Origin of the sequence: Rathayibacter sp. VKM Ac-2801, from assembly GCF_009834245.1 — a bacterium.
GTDB lineage: Bacteria > Actinomycetota > Actinomycetes > Actinomycetales > Microbacteriaceae > Rathayibacter.
Genome location: NZ_CP047183.1, coordinates 2,874,524 through 2,891,570 on the forward strand (window position 1 = coordinate 2,874,524; position 17,047 = coordinate 2,891,570).

Here is a 17,047-nt window from a genome sequence, read left to right on the forward strand (position 1 = left end):
TGACGCTCACCGCTCCTGCCGCTGCCGCCGCTCCCCCGGCGGGCCAGTGGCGCCTCCGACCCGTGCCCCGCCTTCTGATGGGCCTGATCCTCTACGGATTCGCGGACGCGATGATGATCCGCGCGGCGATCGGCGTGGACCCGTGGACCGTCTTCGCCCAGGGGGTCGCGCACCAGACCGGGCTCGGGATCGGACTGCTCACGAATGTGATCGGCCTGCTCGTCCTGCTGCTGTGGATCCCCCTCCGGCAGCGGCCCGGCCTCGGCACCGTGCTGAACGTGCTCGTGGTCGGCACGATGATCGACGTCGGACTGCGCGTGCTGGCGACGCCGGAGGAGTGGTGGGCCCGCGGCCTGCTCTTCGCCGGCGGCCTCGTGCTGCTGGCGGTTGCGAGCGGGATCTACATCGGCGCGCACCTCGGTCCCGGCCCCCGCGACGGCCTGATGCTGGGCCTGCACACCCGCACGGGCCTGCCGATCTGGGTGGCGCGCTCCGGCGTCGAGCTCACGGTGCTGCTCATCGGCTGGGCCCTCGGCGGCGACGCCGGCCTCGGCACCCTCCTCTTCGCGGTGCTGATCGGGCCGCTCTGCTCGGTGACCCTGCCTCTGCTCGGCGTTCGGAGGCACTGACCCACGCACGACGAAGGCCCCGCCTCCCGGAGCACTTCCCGGGGCGGGGCCTTCGTGGACGGATCGGCTAGCGCTTGGCCGCGATCTCCGCGCGCAGCCGCGACGCCTCGTCCGAGTCCTGGATCGAGGCGATCCCCTCGGTGATCGAGGTGCCCGAGGCGGGGGCCTCGTGCTCGTCCGCTCCGAGCGTGGTCTCGTCGAAGGGCGAGCGTCCGCCGAGGACCTCGCGGACCTGCACCATGTCGATCTGCTTGGTCCAGGTGCCCACGAGCAGGGTGGCGACCGCGTTGCCGGTGAAGTTGGTCACCGCCCGGGCCTCGGACATGAAGCGGTCGATGCCGACGATCACGCCGACGCCGTTGACCAGGTCGGGGCGGAAGGACTGGAGGCCGCCGGCCAGCGTGGCCAGGCCCGCTCCGGTGACGCCCGCGGCGCCCTTCGAGGCGATCATCATGAAGAGGAGGAGGCCGATCTGCTCCGGGATCGACATCGGCGCGCCGGTGGCCGAGGCGATGAACAGCGACGCCATCGTCAGGTAGATCGCCGTGCCGTCGAGGTTGAAGGAGTAGCCGGTGGGCACCGTGATGCCGACGACGGGCTTGGAGACGCCCAGGTGCTCCATCTTCGCGATCAGGCGGGGCAGCGCCGCCTCCGAGGAGGAGGTGCCGACGATGAGCAGGTACTCGCGGGCCAGGTACTTCATCAGCGAGAAGATGCTGACGCCGGTCACGAGGCGCAGCAGCAGGCCGAGGACGACGACCACGAAGATCGCGCAGGTGATGTAGAAGCCGATCATCAGGGTGGCGAGAGCGACGACCGCGCCCCAGCCGGTCTTGCCGACGACCGCGGCGATGGCGCCGAACGCGCCGATCGGGGCGACCCAGAGCACCATCGAGAGGATGCGGAAGACCAGGACCTGGAGCTGCTTGATCGCTCCGAGGATCGGCTGGCCCTTGGCGCCCATCTTCTGCAGCGCGAAGCCGACGAGCAGCGCGACGAAGAGGGTCTGCAGGATGCTGCCGTCCACGAGCGAGGAGAACAGCGAGACGGGGATGATCCCGAGGATGAAGTCGGAGGTGGTCTCGGCCTTGAGGTCGCTGGTGTCGTAGGTGGCGCTCGAGATGTCGAGGCCCTCGCCCGGGTGGAGGATGTTGCCGACGACGAGGCCGATCGCCAGGGCGAAGGTCGACATGACGATGAAGTAGCCCAGCGCGAGTCCGCCGACCTTGCCGACGGTGGCGGCCTTCGCGATGGAGCCGATGCCGATGACGATGGTGCAGAAGATGATCGGCGCGATCATCATCTTGATCAGTCCGACGAAGGCCTTGCCGACGGGCTCCAGCGTCGCCGCGAAGGCGGGAGCGACGAGTCCGACCACGACGCCGGCGACCACCGCGATGATGACGGCGATGTAGAGCCAGTGGTTCCGGTCGATGCGCCGGCGGGTCTTCGGAGGGGTGACCGCGGGGATCAGCCGGTCGGACGGCGTCTGAGGCGTCTTCGCCATGGGGGTGTCCTTCTCTTCGTCGAGGTGAGGGGGTAGGACGATGGTGGCCCCGCCTCCGGAGCCCGGCACGGTTGCGTTCATACTGTTCACGGCGGGGCGCCCCCGAGCGCTCGCCCACGAGGGAGTGGCATGGTCAGGACGCCGAGCGCACGCGGACCGCGCGGCAGCATCGCCGCGCGCCTGTTCGCCGTGCAGCTGCTGAGCATCCTGCTGATCGCCGCGGCGGCGGTCGCGGTGCTGGCCCTCGACGCGCGGAGCCGGGCGGGCGACGAGGCGGCGCAGCGGAGCCTCGTCGTGGCGCGCACAGTGGCCGACAATCCGTTCGTCCTCGAGTCGGCGGCGGGAGCGGATCCCTCCGCGAGCCTGCAGCCGTACGCCGAGGAGGTCATGCGGGACACCGGCGTCGACTTCCTCACGATCATGGCTCCCGACCGCACCCGGTACACCCACCGCGACCGCGACCAGATCGGGCTCCCCTTCCGCGGCACGATCGAGCCCGCCCTGGAGGGGCGGACCTTCACCGAGACCTACACCGGGACGCTCGGCCCCTCCGTCCGCGCCGTGGCGCCGATCGAGGACGCCGGCGGCGCGGTCGTGGCGCTCGTGTCGGCGGGCGTCACGCTCTCGGCCGTGGACGCCTCGTTCGCGGCCCGCGTGCAGGTCGTCGCCTGGGGCGCGCTCGGGGCGGTCGCGCTCGGCGCGCTCGGCTCGTGGCTCCTCGCCCGCTACCTGCGCCGGGTCACCGGCGGGCGGGGCCCGGAGCAGATGAGCCAGGTCTTCGCCTACTACGAGTCGGTCCTGCACTCGGTGCGGGAGGGGCTGCTGCTGGTCGACGACCGCGACCGGCTCGTGCTCGCCAACGACCACGCGCTGGAGCTGCTCGGGCTCGAGGGCGTGCGGACGCCGGTGCCGGTCGCCGAGCTCGAGCTCCCCGGCGCCCTGCGCGAGCTGCTGCAGGACGACGAGCCCGTCTCGGACCGCCTCGTCGTGGCCCGCGAGCGGATCCTCGTGGTGAACGAGCGGCCCGCCGCCTCCCCCGGCGCCCGCCCCCTGGGCACGGTCGTCACGCTCCGCGACCGCACCGAGCTGCAGCGGGTGAGCGGCGAGCTGGAGTCGCTGCGCACCCTCTCGGACGCGCTGCGCTCGCAGACCCACGAGTTCTCGAACCGCCTGCACACCATCGCGTCGCTGATCGAGCTCGGCCGGCCCGACGAGGCGCTCGCGTTCGCCGCCGGCGAGCTGAACCTCAGCCAGCGCCTGGCCGACCGGGTCCTGGGATCCGTGCAGGAGCCGGTGATCGCCGCCCTGCTGCTGGGCAAGGCCGCGCAGGCCCGCGAGCGCGGCGTCGAGTTGCACTTCGAGACGCACCTCGAGCCCGGTACGCAGGGACTGGAGCCCGGGGACCTGGTGACGGTGCTGGGCAACCTGATCGACAACGCCCTCGACGCGGCCGCCTCCTCCGCTCCGGACCGCGAGCCGTGGGTCGAGGTCTACCTCGGCCTCGCGGAGGGAGAGCTGGTGGTGCAGGTGTCGGACAGCGGCCCCGGAGTCGCGAGCCCCGCCGAGGTGTTCGCGCGCGGCTACTCGACGAAGGAGTCGGACGGCTTCGGCCGCGGTATCGGCCTGGCGCTGGTGCAGCAGGTGGTGGAGCGGCTCGGCGGAACGATCGAGGTCTCGCGCCACGTCGGCGCGGTGTTCACGGTGCAGCTGCCGCTGCCCGCACGGGTGGCGTCGTGATCAGGGTGCTCGTCGTCGAGGACGAGCCGCTGACCGCGAGTGCCCACGCCGACTACGTCCGGCGGGTCGACGGCTTCGAGGTGGCCGCGGTCGCCGGCAGCGGGGCGGACGCGATCCGGGCGCTGCGCGCGGACCCCGGCATCGCGCTGATCCTTCTCGACATGAACCTGCCGGACATGGGCGGCCTCGACCTCTGCCGGGCCGTCCGGGCGGCCGGCCTGGACGTCGACGTCATCGCGATCACCGCCGTCCGCGACGCCGCGAACGTGCGGGCCTCCGTCGCCGCCGGGATCGTGCAGTACCTGATCAAGCCGTTCGTCTTCAGCGCGTTCGCCGCCAAGCTCGCCAGCTACCGGTCGTACCGCGAGCGGATGCACGGCGCCGACGTCGCCAGCCAGCACGAGGTGGACGGGGCCTTCGCGGCGCTGCGCACCTCCAACGCCCCGGGTCTGGCGAAGGGGCTCTCGGCGCAGACCCTCGAGGCCGTCACCGCGCTGCTGGGCCCCGTCGGCCTCTCGGCGGCCGAGCTCGCCACCCGCCTCGACATCTCGCGGGTGACGGCCCGCCGCTACCTCGAGCACCTCGCCGACTCCGGAGTCGCGGACCGCGCGCCCCGCTACGGCTCCCCCGGCCGTCCCGAGCTGGAGTACCGCCGGCGCTGAGCGCGCGTCAGGCGGCCCGCAGCGCGTCGGCGATCTCCTCCTCGATCAGGTCGTAGTTGATCGCCGCGCCCACGCGCAGCCCGTCGGCGGACGAGGCCACGACCTGCGCCATCGGCTCGACCAGGGAGCCCGCGGCGAAGACTCCGGCGACGCCGGTCCGGCCCATCGGATCGACGGCGAGGTGCCGCGCGACCCCCGACGGGTGATCGGCGAGCTCGAGGCCGAGCCCCTCGGGGAGCCGCCCCTCGACCCGCGGACCGACGACGAGCGCGTCGAGCTCGTGCCGCCGACCGTCGATCACGACGCCGACCAGGCGGTCGTCCTCGACGAGGACCCTCTCGACGAGGCCCGGCACGAGCGCTATCCCGCGGGCGGCCAGCGCCGCCGCCTCGTCGCCGGCGGGCGCGGGTGCGCCGTGGAGCAGGATCGACGTCCGGTCGCTGAGCTGCCGGAACATCTGCGCCTGGTGCCCGGCGAACGAGCTGCCGAGCACGCCGATCCGCCGGCCGCGCACCTCGAAGCCGTGGCAGTAGGGGCAGTGCAGGACGTCCCGTCCCCAGCGGGCGCCGAGCCCGGGGATCTCCGGCAGCAGGTCGCGGACGCCGGACGCGAGCAGGAGGCGGCGAGCGCGGAGGACCGTGCCGTCGGCGAGGGTCGCGGTCACCCCCTCGGGTCCTGCGGAGGCGCGGACGGCCTCGCCCTCGACCACCCGGGCTCCGTAGCCCTCGGCCTCGGCACGCGCCAGGCGCACCAGCTCCGTCGGCGGGACGCCGTCGCGGGTCAGCACGTTGTGGGCGCCGGGTGAGGGGGCGTTGCGCGGAGGTCCGCCGTCGACGACGAGGACGTCGCGGAGACTGCGGCCGAGGGCGGTGGCGGCGGCGAGGCCGGCGAAGGAGGCGCCGAGGATCAGGACGTCGGCGGGGGCGGGGACGGACGGGCCGGTGGGGGCGTCGGTGGAGGTCATGGGTCGATGCTCCGCCGCCCCGGCGGTAGCCGCGAGGATCCGTGCCGTTCCGGCATGCGGCGGGATAGCCCGTGCCAGGATGGCGGCGTGCCCGAGATCCCGCCCGCTCCCTCCGACGACGAGATCGTCGCCGCCGTCGGACCGCGGCTCCGGCGCCTGCGCACCCGCCGCGACCGCACCCTCGCGTCCCTCGCGGCCGAGACCGGCATCTCGGCGAGCACCCTCTCGCGCCTCGAGAGCGGCGGTCGGCGCGCGACGCTCGAGCTGCTCCTCCCGATCGCCCGCGCCCTCGGGGCACCGCTCGACGAGCTCGTCGGGGCCGCGCCGGAGGATCCCCGCGTGCACGGCCGGCCGGTGCGCCGGAACGGCATGCTCATCCAGCCGCTCAGCCGCGACGCGGGCGCGCTCCAGGCGTTCAAGCACACGCTCCCCGCGGGGCCGGTGACGGAGCCCGCGGAGCAGCGCGCGCACGAGGGCTTCGAGTGGCTCTACGTGCTGAGCGGGCGGCTCCGCCTGCGGCTCGGCGAGCACGATCTGGTGCTGCCGGCCGGCGAGGCGGCTGAGTTCGACACCCGGGTGCCGCACTGGTTCGGCCGGGCCGACGAGCAGCAGGTCGAGTTCCTCAGCCTGTTCGGCCGCCAGGGCGAGCGGATGCACGTGCGCGCGTCCACGCGCCGCTGAGCGCGCTCACGCCTCGCCGAGCACCTCGCGCGCGAAGCCCTCGGTGCGCGCTCGCAGAGTCGCGATCCGCTGCGCCCGAGCCGCCTCGAGGTCGAACCCGATGTACGCCACCGACGGGCGCCGCCGCACGTTCACCGAGCACTCGAAGCGGGAGCAGACGAGCGTGCCGAGCGAGTCCCCCGCCCGCCCGGCCGCTCCGGCCTTCCGCGCCCCGAAGAAGACGACGTCGTTCGGGAGCTGCACGTCGCGGCACCACGAGCACTGCGCCCGCGAGCGCGGCAGGGCGTCGGCCTGGGTGAGCAGGACCCCGACGAGGCGCTCCTCCAGCGGCACGACGACGTAGGCGCGGCGGCCCATCCGCCGGTCGCGCCAGCCGAGATGGTCGATGACCGACCAGTCCAGCGCGTCGAAGTCCTTCGGCAGCGCGAGATCGGCGACCTCCTTGCGGGAGGCGTTGACGAAGGACTCGCGGATCTCGGTCTCGGTCAGTGGCTGCATAGCGCTTCCGAGCCTAGGCCGGGATCAGCCCAGGTGGGCGACGGCCTCCTTCGGCGCCTGGGCGAGGAACTCCTCCTTCTTCACCCGGATCATCGCGACGGCGACGACGGACGCGACGACCAGTCCGATCGCGGCCGCGACGAAGACCGCGGAGTAGCCGTCGACGAAGGCGACCGGCGACTGCTGCTCGCCCGCGACTCCCGCGTAGAGAGTCGTGAAGATCGAGAGCCCGATCGAGCCCCCGATCTGCATGGCGGCGTTGGCGGTCGCTCCGGCGGCACCGGCGTCGTGAGCCGCGACTCCGGTGAGCGCGAGGTTCTGCAGAGGCACGAAGACCATCGCCATGCCGACGCCCAGGAGGATCAGCGCGGGCAGCACCTCGAGGAGGTAGCCGCCGTCGGGAGTGATGCGGCTCAGGTAGAGGAGCCCGGCGGCCGCGATCAGCGGGCCGACGATCATCAGCACGCGCGGGCCGGTGCGGGGCAGCAGCTTCGCCGCGACTCCGGCGACGATCATGATCGTCACCGTCATCGGCAGGTTGGCGAGGCCCGCCTCGAGCGGGGGCAGGCCGAGCACCAGCTGCAGGTGCAGGGTCAGGTAGAGGGTGGAGCCGATCATCACGCTGCCGACGATCGCCTGCACCAGGAAGGCTCCGCCGCGGACGCGGTCGGCGACGATGCGCAGCGGCAGCGACGGGTGGTCGGAGCGGGCCTGGATCCGCACGAAGAGGGCCAGCAGCAGCACGCCGACGAGGAGGAAGCCGAGGGTGTCGATGCGGAGCCAGCCCTGCTCGGCGAGGGTGAAGCCGTAGACGACGCTCGCGAGCCCGAGCGCGACGGTGATCGTCCCGGCGACGTCGAAGCGGTTGCGCCCCTCCGCGCGGCTCTCGGTCACAAGCAGCTGGCCGGCGATCGCGCCGATCACGACGACGGGGACGTTGACGAGCAGGCACCAGCGCCAGTCGGCGAACTCGGTGAGCAGGCCGCCCAGCACGAGGCCGACGGCGGCGCCCGCTCCGGCGACCGCTCCGAAGACGGCGAAGGCCGTGCCCCGCTCGCGGCCGGAGGGGAAGGAGACGGTGAGGAGGGCCAGAGCGGCCGGAGCGAGCAGCGCCGCGAAGGCGCCCTGCAGCCCGCGGGCGGCGATCAGCTCAGTGCCGGAGGTGGCGAGGCCGCCCCAGGCGGAGGCGGCGCCGAAGCCGATCATCCCGATCAGGTAGGTGCGCTTGCGGCCGGTGTAGTCGGCGATGCGGCCGCCCAGGAGCAGGAGCGCGCCGAAGGCGAGGGCGTAGGCGGTGACGACCCACTGGCGCTCGACGTCGGTGAGGCCGAGGTCGGCCTGCGCGGCGGGGAGGGCGATCGTGACGATGGTGCCGTCGAGCACGACGACGAGCTGCGTGAGCGCGAGGATCACGAGCACCCACCAGCGGCGAGCGGAGGAGGGAGCGGACGGGGAGGGCATGGCGGCCTTTCACACGGAGCGGAGCGGGACCGGCGGGTCCGGATCCGAGCCGCGTCATCGGGGCCGAACCACCCCAACCAGTTGGTTGGGCGAAGAAGAGTGTATCGTTCGAGCGCCCGGAGGTGAACCGTGGAGCCGACATCCGATGCGCTGCCCGCGCGTGAGCGGATCCTCCGCGCCGCCTCCGTCGAGTTCGCCGCGCACGGCTTCGCAGGTGCCCGAGTCGACCGGGTGGCCGCCGCCGCGGGCCTGAACAAGGAGCGGCTCTACGCGTACTACGGCGGCAAGCGGGGCCTGTTCGTCGCGACCGTCGTCGAGGCCCTCGGCGCTCTGGACGAGACGCTCCTCGCCGAGGCGGCGGACCTCCCCGACCTCGCGGGCCGCATGTTCGACCACGTGTGGGAGCACCCGGAGTTCCTGCGCCTGCTCACCTGGGCGCGCCTGGAGGGCGCCGGCGTCTGGGAGGAGGCCGGCGAGCAGCTCGGCGGGGTCCCCGCCCCCGAGGCCCGGGTCCTCGAGTGGCAGCGCGCCGGAGTCGTCGACGCGAGCTGGTCCGCCGACGACCTCTTCATCGCCCTCCTCGGCCTCTGCGAGATCTGGCACCTCACCCCCTTCGCCTCCCGGGGCGGCGAGGAGACGCGCGACCGCCGCCGTGCCTTCGTCGTGCACGTCGCGCAGCTGGTGGGCTCACCGCGCTGAGGCCGGTCCCTCGTCCGGCAACGGCGTCGGCGTCATCCGATCCGGACGCGGCTGCAGGACGATGCCCTCGTCGCCCGGCAACACCACGCCGTCCGCCCGCTGCGCCTCGTCCTCGAGGAGGAGCGCTTCCGCGTCACCGGGCGCGCACGGCATGACCGCGTCGATCAGGTAGTGCTCCTCGGGTCCGCCCTTGTGGAAACTCGCCCGCAGCACGGGTCCGCCCTCCCCGTAGACGTTCGGGCTCACCGTCGAATCGACCAGCCGCACCGCCATACCCAGCGACTTCCAGTATCCGGCCACGGTTCGAGCATCAGCCTCGAGATCCGGCCCGGCCGGCGCCCACCACCCGAAGCTGTAACTCGCACCTGTCACGCCGTCACCGAGACCGCAGACGTCCGGCGCGGCCGCACCGTTCCGCGGCCACCACCCCTCGACGTCGAGCCGCCCTGCGGACTCCCGCACGAACTCCACCACCCGATCCCGACCCTCCCGGGGACTCGTCGTGCTCACCGGTACCGCCTCCCTCTCTCCCGCACAGGCCGTCATCGCGACGAGCAGCAGCGCACCTGCTCCTGCCGTCGCGATCCTCCCGGGCTCACCACGTGCGCGCATTGCTGAAACCCTTGATCATCCGCTTCTGCATCTCCGTCATGCCGAGCGGCTTGTTCGGTGTCAGCTCGCCCGCACGCCGCGAGACCGCCATCGCCGCGTTCCAGAGCGACTCCGTGCCCTCGTCCAGGTACCCCGCTCGGCTCCCCGTGTCGCTCACCAGAGCGGCATGATCCGTCACGACCCTTCCCGTGACGCCCCCCGTCTCCACGCCGAAGACGCCCGCGCCGAAGTCCTCCCCGGCGGGGTCCGTGTGGTGGTCGGAGCTGAACGCGCGGCCCATCCAGGCGGCCTCGTCTCCGCTCGCCTTCTCTCCGATGTACTTGTCTCGAGCCTGGCCCGCGTAGACGGCCTCAGCGCTCAGATCGCTCGCCTCGTCGACGCTGTCCGGGAGGCCGGCCGAGCCCAGCGTCACGACGACCCCGAGCTCGACGTCCGAGCGCGAGGCGGCGACGGCCATGACGGTGCTGCCGTAGGAGTGGGCGACGACGTTCGGCTTCGGGACGTCGTCGCCTCGAACCGACACGAGCCCCTGGACAGCGGAGGCGAGAGCGGCTCCGCCGGCGACCGCCTCCTTCGAGGTGAGGACGTCCAAGCCGTTCCCGCCGAGCCTCGCCATCGGCGGGGTCTCGTAGCCGACCCAGGAGACGACAGCACTGCCGGGCGGGAGGAGCGAGTACAGATTCTGCGAGGCCTTCGCCCACCGGGTCATGCCCTCCGTCGTCTGCCCCATGCCGGGGACGGCGTAGGTGACGCTCGACGCGGTGTCGAGATCGCCGATCGAGACGGCGGCGAGCGGAGGCTCATGGTCGGTGAGGGAGACGAGGAAGCGAGGCGCCCGGCCCGATGCAGCCCGCAGCGATGCCCGGATGTCCCTCAGCGCCACCAGCTGCGACTCCACCGCCGCGAGTCTCTCCCCCTCCCCGTCGCCCGCCCTCCCGCGCAGGCCTGCGGCCTCGCTCGACAGCGCCGAGATCCGCGCTCTCAGCGCGCTCTCGTTCGCCGACGCCCGAGCGCTGTAGGGCACCCCTTCGAGATTCCCGATCACCCCGGGCAGCCCGGCGACCAGCGCCTCCTGCTACGGCGAGAAGCCCTCGCCGTCGGCGGAGTCGAGGCTCCGCCACCAGTCGTTCACGAGAGTCGGAGCCAGTCGCCCGAGGCGCGCCGCGAGGTCGGGCGAGGCAGCGAGGAGTGTCGCGAGATCGTCGGACGAGAGCGCCGCGAGGGAGTCGAGCAGACTCCGGCCACCCAGGGGCCTCGCCAGGGTGCCGACGGCGTCGAGGACGGGAAGGGAGAGCGCCGCTCCCCCGGCGGCGGTGAAGGCCTGGGAGATCTGCTCGACCCAGGTCGCGTCGGCCGCGCCGATCGACAGCAGCTCGCGGAAGCCCCGGAGCACCGAGAAGGACTCGACCGGCGCCCACGAGCAGCGGTTGCCGAAGGCTCCCCAGGCGGCCATCAGATCCTGGAGCCGCGAGCGCATCGCCTCGTCCGCCTGCCGGGTCTGCGAGACGAAGACGTCGAGACGCTCGGGGTCGGCGGAGGTCGTGCCGCCCGCGGCGGACCCGCCCGGGGACGTACGGGCCACCGACTGCGGGGAGAACAGCGCACGGATCGGCGGTGGCACGACCGGCCGGTCGGACGGCGGCCGGTCGACGACCTCGTCGACTCCGGCGGCGAGGGCCGCGATCGGGTCGAGGCGGCGCCGCTTCTCGCGCTCATCCGCCCGCCGCTCCCAGGCCGCGTACTCCTCGCGGCGCCGACGCTCCTCCTCGGCCCTCCTCGCCACGAGCCGCACCGTATCGGCGAGCCCGTGCAGCTCGGCGCTCAGTCGACCGCGGTTCTCTTTGTCGCAGAGGCAGACCTGGCGGAACAGCTCGGCGTACGCGCCGCGGAACTCCTCCAGCGCGTACTCGGCAGCGACGGACCTCAGCAGCCCCTGGGAGAAGAGCGCCTCCGCCGCCTCGTCCGAGGCGCGGACCAGCTCCATCGCTGCGGCGTGGTCGAAGGGGAACACGGGCATCGCCTCCTGAGTGAGAACATCTCAGGAACGATGGAACGAAGGCGACGGCATCCGGTCCACGTGGCGCGAGACGATCCACGGTCAGCGCGCGCGCACCCCGTCCGGCGGCCCGCACGCAGAAGTGGCGCGGACCGCACCGGTCCGCGCCACTCGTTCAGGTCCCGCGGCTCACTCCGCCGCGGTCAGCCGCTCCAGATACCCCGCGAACGCGCGCAGGTCCTCCTCGGGCCAGGCGCTCAGGGCCTCCTGCATCCGCTGCCGCTGACGCCCGCCGAGGTCGCGCATCCGCTCGCACCCGGCCGCGCTGAGCGAGAGGAAGCGCGCTCGGCCGTCGGCGGGATCGGAGGTCATCTCGACCAGGCCCAGGTCGGCGAGCTGACGCGCCTGGCGGCTGATCGCGCTGCGGTCGACCCCGAGCCGCTCCGCCGCGGCGCCGGAGTGGACCGGTCCGCAGCGCTCGAGGATCCGCAGCAGCCGCAGTCCGAAGGGCGGCAACGCCGGATCGATCGATGCCGCCGCGTCCCGGACGGCGAGGCGCACCTGGACGGCGAGCACGGTGATCTGCTCCTCGACCTCGTGCAGCGCCTCGGCCGAGGGCGCGGCGGCGGGCATCAGGAGCGCTCGATCACGTCGACCGAGCCGGTCGGAGCGGCGTGGCGGGCGTGCCCGACGGCCTCCTCCTGCCGCTCCTCGTCGGCATGACGGCCGTGCTCGGGAGCGGTCTTGCGACCCTCCCGGGCGTGCGTCGCGTCGTCCGTCCGCCGGGCCTGGCCGACGGGGCGGAGAGCCGCCTGCCCGTCGGAGGCGGCGATGAGGGCGTCCTCCGCGGCCTGCAGCGGAGTGGTCGGCTCCGCCTTGAGCTGCATCGCGTTCTTCGAGCCCAGGCTCACGTTGGGCAGGAGGATGACGGCGATCAGCGTGACGACCGCGAGCGGGATGCTGTAGAGGAACACGTCGCCCACTCCGATGCCGTAGGCGCTCTCGACCACGACGCGCACGGCGTCGGGCAGGGTCGCCGGCTGCGGGATCGTGCCGCTGCCCAGCGCCTGCGCGGCGAGCGCCTGGTCGGCCGGAGCGAGGCCCGCGATGCCGGTCTTGATCCGGTCGGCGATCACGGTGCCGAGCATCGAGCCCAGGACCGAGACGCCGACGGTGCCGCCGAGGCTCCGGAAGAACGTCACCGCGCTGGTCGCGACGCCGAGGTTCTTCACCTCGATCGAGTTCTGCACCACCAGGACGAGGTTCTGCATCAGCATGCCCAGGCCGGCGCCGAGGACGGCCATGTAGATCCCGACGAGGACCAGGTCCGTGTCGTAGCGGAGGGTGCTGAGCAGGGAGGTGCCGATCACGGCGAGCACGCCGCCGCTGATCATGATCGCCTTCCACTTGCCGGTGCGCGAGATGATCCCGCCGAAGATCGTCGAGGCGATCAGCAGTCCGGCCATCATCGGGATGGTGAGCAGGCCCGACTGGGTCGGCGTGGCTCCGCGGGCGAGCTGCATGTACTGCGCGAGGAAGACGGCGACGCCGAACATCGAGACGCCGACCGAGATGCTCGCCACGACGGCGAGGCTGAAGGTGCGGTTCTTGAACATCCCCATGGGGATGATCGGCTCGTCCACGGTGAGCTCGGTGATCACCGCGGCGACGAGCAGCACGAGCGCGCCGCCCACCATGACCGCGGTCTCCCACGAGGCCCAGTCGAAGTTCTTGCCCGCGAGCGAGACCCAGATCAGCAGGAGCGACACGCCGCCCGCGATGAGCACGGCGCCGAGGTAGTCGATCTTCACGGTGCGCTTGGGGTGCGCGGGGAGGCGCAGAGTCACCTGGAGGAGGATGATCGCGACGATCGCCACGGGCATCGCGATGAAGAAGTTCCAGCGCCAGCCGAACGCGTCGGTGACGACACCGCCGAGCAGCGGGCCGCCGACCGTGCCGATGGCCATCACTCCGCCGAAGAGACCGGCGTACTTGCCGCGCTCGCGGGGGCTGATGATGTCGGCCATGATGATCTGGCTCAGCGCGGCGAGTCCGCCGGCGCCCAGGCCCTGGAACACGCGGAAGACGATCAGCATGTTCGTGTCCTGCGAGAAGCCGGCCAGCGCGGAGCCGATGACGAACAGCCCGAGGGCGAGCTGGATCAGCAGCTTGCGGTTGAACAGGTCGGCGAACTTGCCCCAGAGCGGGGTGGAGACCGTGGTCGCGAGCAGAGTCGCGGTGACGACCCAGGTGTAGGCGTTCTGGTCGCCCTTGAGGTCGGAGATGATCCGGGGCAGCGAGGTCGACACGACCGTGCCCGCGAGGATCGAGACGAACATGCCCAGCAGCAGGCCGCTGAGCGATTCGAGCACCTGGCGGTGCGACATGGCGCCGTCCGGCCCGGCGGGGGCGTGCGGCGCGGCGGTTCCGCGCGATGCGGCGCGGTGTTCGGGGTGTGACATGGGCTCCTCTTCAGCACAGCGGCGGTTCTAGTTGACTGCGATCAACTATTGACCGAGAGCAACTATATAGCCGGGCGTCACGAATCTCCAGTGGCACTCTGCTGCCGTCCAGGCGCCGCTCCGGCCGCGCCTATCCTCGGAGCATGGACAACATCGATCGGAAGATCCTCGATCTGCTGCGCCAGAACTCCCGCGCGGGCTACGGCGACATCGGCGGAGTGGTCGGGCTCTCCGCCTCCGCGGTGAAGCGCCGCGTCGATCGCCTCGTGGCCGACGGCGTGATCCGCGGCTTCACCATCAAGGTCGATCCCGCCGTCGACGGCATGGCCACGGAGGCCTACGTCGAGCTCTTCTGCCGCGGCACCGTCGCACCCGACGAGCTCCGCCGCATCCTCTCCGCCGTCCCCGAGGTCGTCGACGCGGGCACGGTCACCGGCTCGGCCGATGCGATCGTCCACATCCGCTCGCGCGACATCCCCAGCCTCGAGCTGGCCCTCGAGAAGGTCCACATCGCGCCCAACGTCGACCACACGCGCTCGGCGATCGTCCTCTCCCGCCTCATCCAGCGCAGCGAGGCCTGACGGATCGCGCCACCTCCTCGACGCGCACCGCGACCGCCTGGTACTCCATACCTGTATGGTGAATCCCGGAGGGCGAGCATGAGCGACAGCGAACAGGCTGGTACGGCGGCACGACGGAGACGGCGCATCTGGCTGATGCTGCCGGCCCTGTTCGTCGGCGTCCTGGCCGGGCACCTCGTCGCGACCGCGGTGGGCGCCGAGGATCCGTGGGACGTCGTGGTCACCGCCGACGTCGCGGCAGCGGTGGCGTCCGTCGTCCTCGCCCTCGTCGACCGACCGCGCTGAGCCCTCCCTCCTGGATCGGGATCCGATGGAGGGAACGACGATGGAACGACAGAAGACGAGCACGGCACTGGTCGCGGCGGCGGCCGCTCTGCTGGCGGTGCCGCTGTTCACGGCGCAGGCGGCGCACGCCGAGCCGGGGAGGCAGGAGACGAGCAGCCGGGTTCACCTCGAGGCACGGGGCGGATCGGCGACGACGGTGACCTTCGACGTCACCGACGGCACGCGGATCGTCGAGCTGGCGGGTGGCGGGGTCGGCTTCACGGACGGCGCCGAGACGTCCGAGGCGCTCCCGGAGAGGATCGACGTCGGGCGCGGCCGCACCGTGTCGGGCCACTGGTCGATCGACGACTCCGACACGCTCACCTTCCACTTCGCCCCGGACTCGGCGTCCCGCTCGGCGGCGGGAGGGCTGCGCCTGAACAGCGACTGGAGCTCGCCCGAGTGGGGCCACTGCGTCGCCGGGAGCGGCGTGAGCGGCGCCGCCACCGGCGGGGTGATCGGCGCCGTCTCCGGTCCCGGCGCGATCGCCTCCGCGACCGGCGGGCTGCTCGCGGGGATCATCGGCGGGGCGATCACCTGCTGAGCGCTGCCTGCTGAACGACCCGGGTCAGGCGGGCGCGTCCGCTGCGGTGTGGACGCGCTCGCCGCCGATCCAGGTGCCCAGCACCCGGGTGTCCCCGATCGCGCGGGGGTCGCCGCCGAAGGGGTCCCGGTCGAGCAGGGCGAAGTCGGCGGCGAGTCCCACGGCGATCGAGCCCGACTCGGCCTCCAGCCCGTTCACCCACGCGGACCCCGCGGTGTACGCCGTCAGCGCGCTCGCCAGGTCGAGGCGCTGCTCCGGGAGGAACACCTCCTCGCTCCACCCCGGCTCCCGCTCCGACGGCGCCGGGAGCCGGTTCACCGCGACGTGGATCGCGGCGAGCGGGTCGGGCGTCGACACCGGCCAGTCGCTCCCCGCCGCGAGCACCGCGCCCGAGCGGAGCAGGTCGCCGAAGGGGTACTGCCAGGAGCCGCGCCGCTCGCCGAGGAACGGCAGGGTCAGCTCCACCATCTGCGGCTCCAGCGAGGCCCACAGCATCTGCAGGTTCGCCGCGACGTCGAGCGCCCGGAAGCGCGGCAGGTCGTCCGGATGCACGACCTGCAGATGGGCGAGGTGGTGGCGATTGCCGCGGCGCCCGTTCGCCTCGATCGCCCGCTCGACCGCGTCGAGGCACTCGCGCACGGCGCGGTCACCGATCGCGTGGAAGTGCACCTGGAACCCGGCCGCGTCCAGGAGCGGCACGGCCTCGTCCAGGAGGCGCGGGTCGACCATCGAGAGGCCGTCGCCGTGACCGTGGCCGCCGTGCCCGTCGCGGTAGGGCTCGAGCATCGCCGCCGTGAAGTTCTCGGCGATCCCGTCCTGCATGATCTTGACGGTCGTCGGAGCGAAGCCGCCGGCGGCGAGTGCCGCGCGCCGCTCGATCAGCTCCGGGATCTGCTCGACGCCGCGTCCCCGGTCCCACCACAGCGCACCGCGGACGCGCCCGGTCAGCTCGCCGCTCAGCGCCGCGCGGCGGTACACCGGACCGGGGTCGCCCACATCGCCGTAGGAGCCGATGATCGCGTCCTGCCACGCCGTCACTCCGAACGAGTGCAGGGTCTCCTGTCCGAGGAGCAGGGCGCGGTGGAGCTCGTCGGCGCTCGCGGGCGGGAGGTGGCGGCGGACCGCGTCCATGGCGCCCTCGTGCAGAGTGCCGGAGGGGGTGCCGTCGGCCAGGCGCTCGATGCGTCCGTCGGCGGGGTCGGGCGTCGTGCGGTCGATCCCCGCGAGGCGCAGTGCAGCGGAGTTGACCCAGGCGCCGTGCCCGTCGGCGTTGGTGAGGAAGGCGGGCCGGTCCGGGACGACCGTGTCGAGCTCGCGGGCGGTCGGGGTGCCTCCGGGGAAGTCGGGCAGGTTCCAGCCGCCGCCGAGGATCCACTCCGCTCCGCTCTCCCGGGCCGCGTACTCGGCGACGGTCGACAGGTGCTCGGCGGGCGACCGGCCCGCCCCGAGCCAGCAGCGCAGCAGTGCGGCGCCGCCCCAGATCGGGTGCACGTGGGCGTCCTGGAAGCCGGGGACGAGCATCCGGCCCTCGAGGTCGACCACCTCGGTGCGCGGCCCGATCCAGTCGGAGGCGTCGGCGCCGACCGCGACGATCCGCCCTCCGACGACGGCGACGCCGTGCGCTCGGGAGCGCACGGCGTCGGCGGTGAAGACGGCGCCGCCGGTCAGGACGAGATCGGCGGCGCGCACC

General features: G+C 73.0%; 18 protein-coding genes. 8 read left to right on the forward strand and 10 right to left on the reverse strand.

Annotated elements, in window-relative coordinates:
* Positions 1-77: 77 nt before the first annotated feature.
* A complete protein-coding gene (locus GSU45_RS13400) occupies positions 78-629 on the forward strand; it encodes a hypothetical protein (RefSeq protein ID WP_159917126.1) in 552 nt (183 codons plus the stop codon).
* A 67-nt stretch (positions 630-696) separates the two neighbouring features.
* Here GSU45_RS13400 and GSU45_RS13405 read toward each other — a convergent pair whose 3' ends face one another.
* The gene (locus tag GSU45_RS13405; RefSeq protein WP_159915607.1) at positions 697-2,136 is read right to left on the reverse strand and encodes a cation:dicarboxylase symporter family transporter; all 1,440 of its coding nucleotides are present in this window, start codon (positions 2,134-2,136) and stop codon (positions 697-699) included.
* Between the two features lie 129 nt (positions 2,137-2,265).
* Here GSU45_RS13405 and GSU45_RS13410 point away from each other — a divergent pair, with 129 nt between their 5' ends.
* Entirely contained in the window at positions 2,266-3,873 is a 1,608-nt protein-coding gene (locus tag GSU45_RS13410; RefSeq protein ID WP_159915609.1) for a sensor histidine kinase, read from the forward strand.
* Positions 3,870-4,535 carry a response regulator gene (locus tag GSU45_RS13415; protein ID WP_159915611.1) on the forward strand — a complete coding sequence of 222 codons (666 nt, stop codon included), beginning with the start codon at positions 3,870-3,872 and terminating at the stop codon, positions 4,533-4,535. The genes GSU45_RS13410 and GSU45_RS13415 overlap by 4 nt, the downstream gene beginning before the upstream one ends.
* A gap of 7 nt (positions 4,536-4,542) precedes the next feature.
* On the opposite strand, the gene GSU45_RS13420 is transcribed toward GSU45_RS13415, so the two are convergent.
* Positions 4,543-5,499: an NAD(P)/FAD-dependent oxidoreductase gene (locus GSU45_RS13420; RefSeq protein ID WP_159915613.1), complete on the reverse strand. Its 957-nt coding sequence runs from the start codon at positions 5,497-5,499 to the stop codon at positions 4,543-4,545.
* Positions 5,500-5,586: 87 nt separating this feature from the next.
* On the opposite strand from GSU45_RS13420, the gene GSU45_RS13425 reads away from it, so the two are divergent.
* Positions 5,587-6,180 (forward strand): XRE family transcriptional regulator, encoded by a 594-nt coding sequence (locus GSU45_RS13425; protein WP_244248119.1) that lies wholly within the window; start codon positions 5,587-5,589, stop codon positions 6,178-6,180.
* 6 nt (positions 6,181-6,186) lie between these two features.
* On the opposite strand, the gene GSU45_RS13430 is transcribed toward GSU45_RS13425, so the two are convergent.
* Together GSU45_RS13430 and GSU45_RS13435 are read right to left on the reverse strand one after the other, a co-directional pair.
* On the reverse strand, positions 6,187-6,678 hold the full coding sequence (locus tag GSU45_RS13430) for an FBP domain-containing protein (protein WP_104222848.1): 492 nt from the start codon (positions 6,676-6,678) through the stop codon (positions 6,187-6,189).
* A 24-nt stretch (positions 6,679-6,702) separates the two neighbouring features.
* Positions 6,703-8,139 (reverse strand): MFS transporter, encoded by a 1,437-nt coding sequence (locus tag GSU45_RS13435; protein ID WP_159915616.1) that lies wholly within the window; start codon positions 8,137-8,139, stop codon positions 6,703-6,705.
* 129 nt (positions 8,140-8,268) lie between these two features.
* On the opposite strand from GSU45_RS13435, the gene GSU45_RS13440 reads away from it, so the two are divergent.
* On the forward strand, positions 8,269-8,838 hold the full coding sequence (locus GSU45_RS13440) for a TetR family transcriptional regulator (protein ID WP_159915617.1): 570 nt from the start codon (positions 8,269-8,271) through the stop codon (positions 8,836-8,838).
* Here GSU45_RS13440 and GSU45_RS13445 read toward each other — a convergent pair.
* The 5 genes from GSU45_RS13445 to GSU45_RS13465 form a co-directional block, all read right to left on the reverse strand.
* Positions 8,827-9,312 (reverse strand): hypothetical protein, encoded by a 486-nt coding sequence (locus GSU45_RS13445; protein ID WP_159915618.1) that lies wholly within the window; start codon positions 9,310-9,312, stop codon positions 8,827-8,829. The genes GSU45_RS13440 and GSU45_RS13445 overlap by 12 nt on opposite strands.
* A 121-nt stretch (positions 9,313-9,433) precedes the next feature.
* Complete coding sequence (locus tag GSU45_RS13450; RefSeq protein ID WP_208543434.1) at positions 9,434-10,348, reverse strand: alpha/beta hydrolase; 915 nt, start codon at positions 10,346-10,348, stop codon at positions 9,434-9,436.
* A 177-nt stretch (positions 10,349-10,525) separates the two neighbouring features.
* The gene (locus GSU45_RS13455) at positions 10,526-11,467 is read right to left on the reverse strand and encodes a hypothetical protein (protein WP_159915620.1); all 942 of its coding nucleotides are present in this window, start codon (positions 11,465-11,467) and stop codon (positions 10,526-10,528) included.
* 168 nt (positions 11,468-11,635) lie between these two features.
* A complete protein-coding gene (locus tag GSU45_RS13460; protein ID WP_159915621.1) occupies positions 11,636-12,079 on the reverse strand; it encodes a MarR family winged helix-turn-helix transcriptional regulator in 444 nt (147 codons plus the stop codon).
* Positions 12,079-13,833 carry an MDR family MFS transporter gene (locus GSU45_RS13465; RefSeq protein WP_159917128.1) on the reverse strand — a complete coding sequence of 585 codons (1,755 nt, stop codon included), beginning with the start codon at positions 13,831-13,833 and terminating at the stop codon, positions 12,079-12,081. Before GSU45_RS13465 ends, GSU45_RS13460 begins: the two co-directional genes overlap by 1 nt.
* A 218-nt stretch (positions 13,834-14,051) precedes the next feature.
* On the opposite strand from GSU45_RS13465, the gene GSU45_RS13470 reads away from it, so the two are divergent.
* From GSU45_RS13470 to GSU45_RS13480, 3 genes are all read left to right on the forward strand, one after another.
* A complete protein-coding gene (locus tag GSU45_RS13470; protein WP_159915622.1) occupies positions 14,052-14,489 on the forward strand; it encodes an Lrp/AsnC family transcriptional regulator in 438 nt (145 codons plus the stop codon).
* Between the two features lie 78 nt (positions 14,490-14,567).
* Positions 14,568-14,774 carry a hypothetical protein gene (locus GSU45_RS13475; protein ID WP_159915623.1) on the forward strand — a complete coding sequence of 69 codons (207 nt, stop codon included), beginning with the start codon at positions 14,568-14,570 and terminating at the stop codon, positions 14,772-14,774.
* 40 nt (positions 14,775-14,814) lie between these two features.
* The gene (locus GSU45_RS13480; RefSeq protein ID WP_159915625.1) at positions 14,815-15,357 is read left to right on the forward strand and encodes a hypothetical protein; all 543 of its coding nucleotides are present in this window, start codon (positions 14,815-14,817) and stop codon (positions 15,355-15,357) included.
* A 24-nt stretch (positions 15,358-15,381) separates the two neighbouring features.
* On the opposite strand, the gene GSU45_RS13485 is transcribed toward GSU45_RS13480, so the two are convergent.
* Entirely contained in the window at positions 15,382-17,046 is a 1,665-nt protein-coding gene (locus GSU45_RS13485; protein WP_159915627.1) for an amidohydrolase, read from the reverse strand.
* Between the last annotated feature and the right edge of the window lies 1 nt (position 17,047).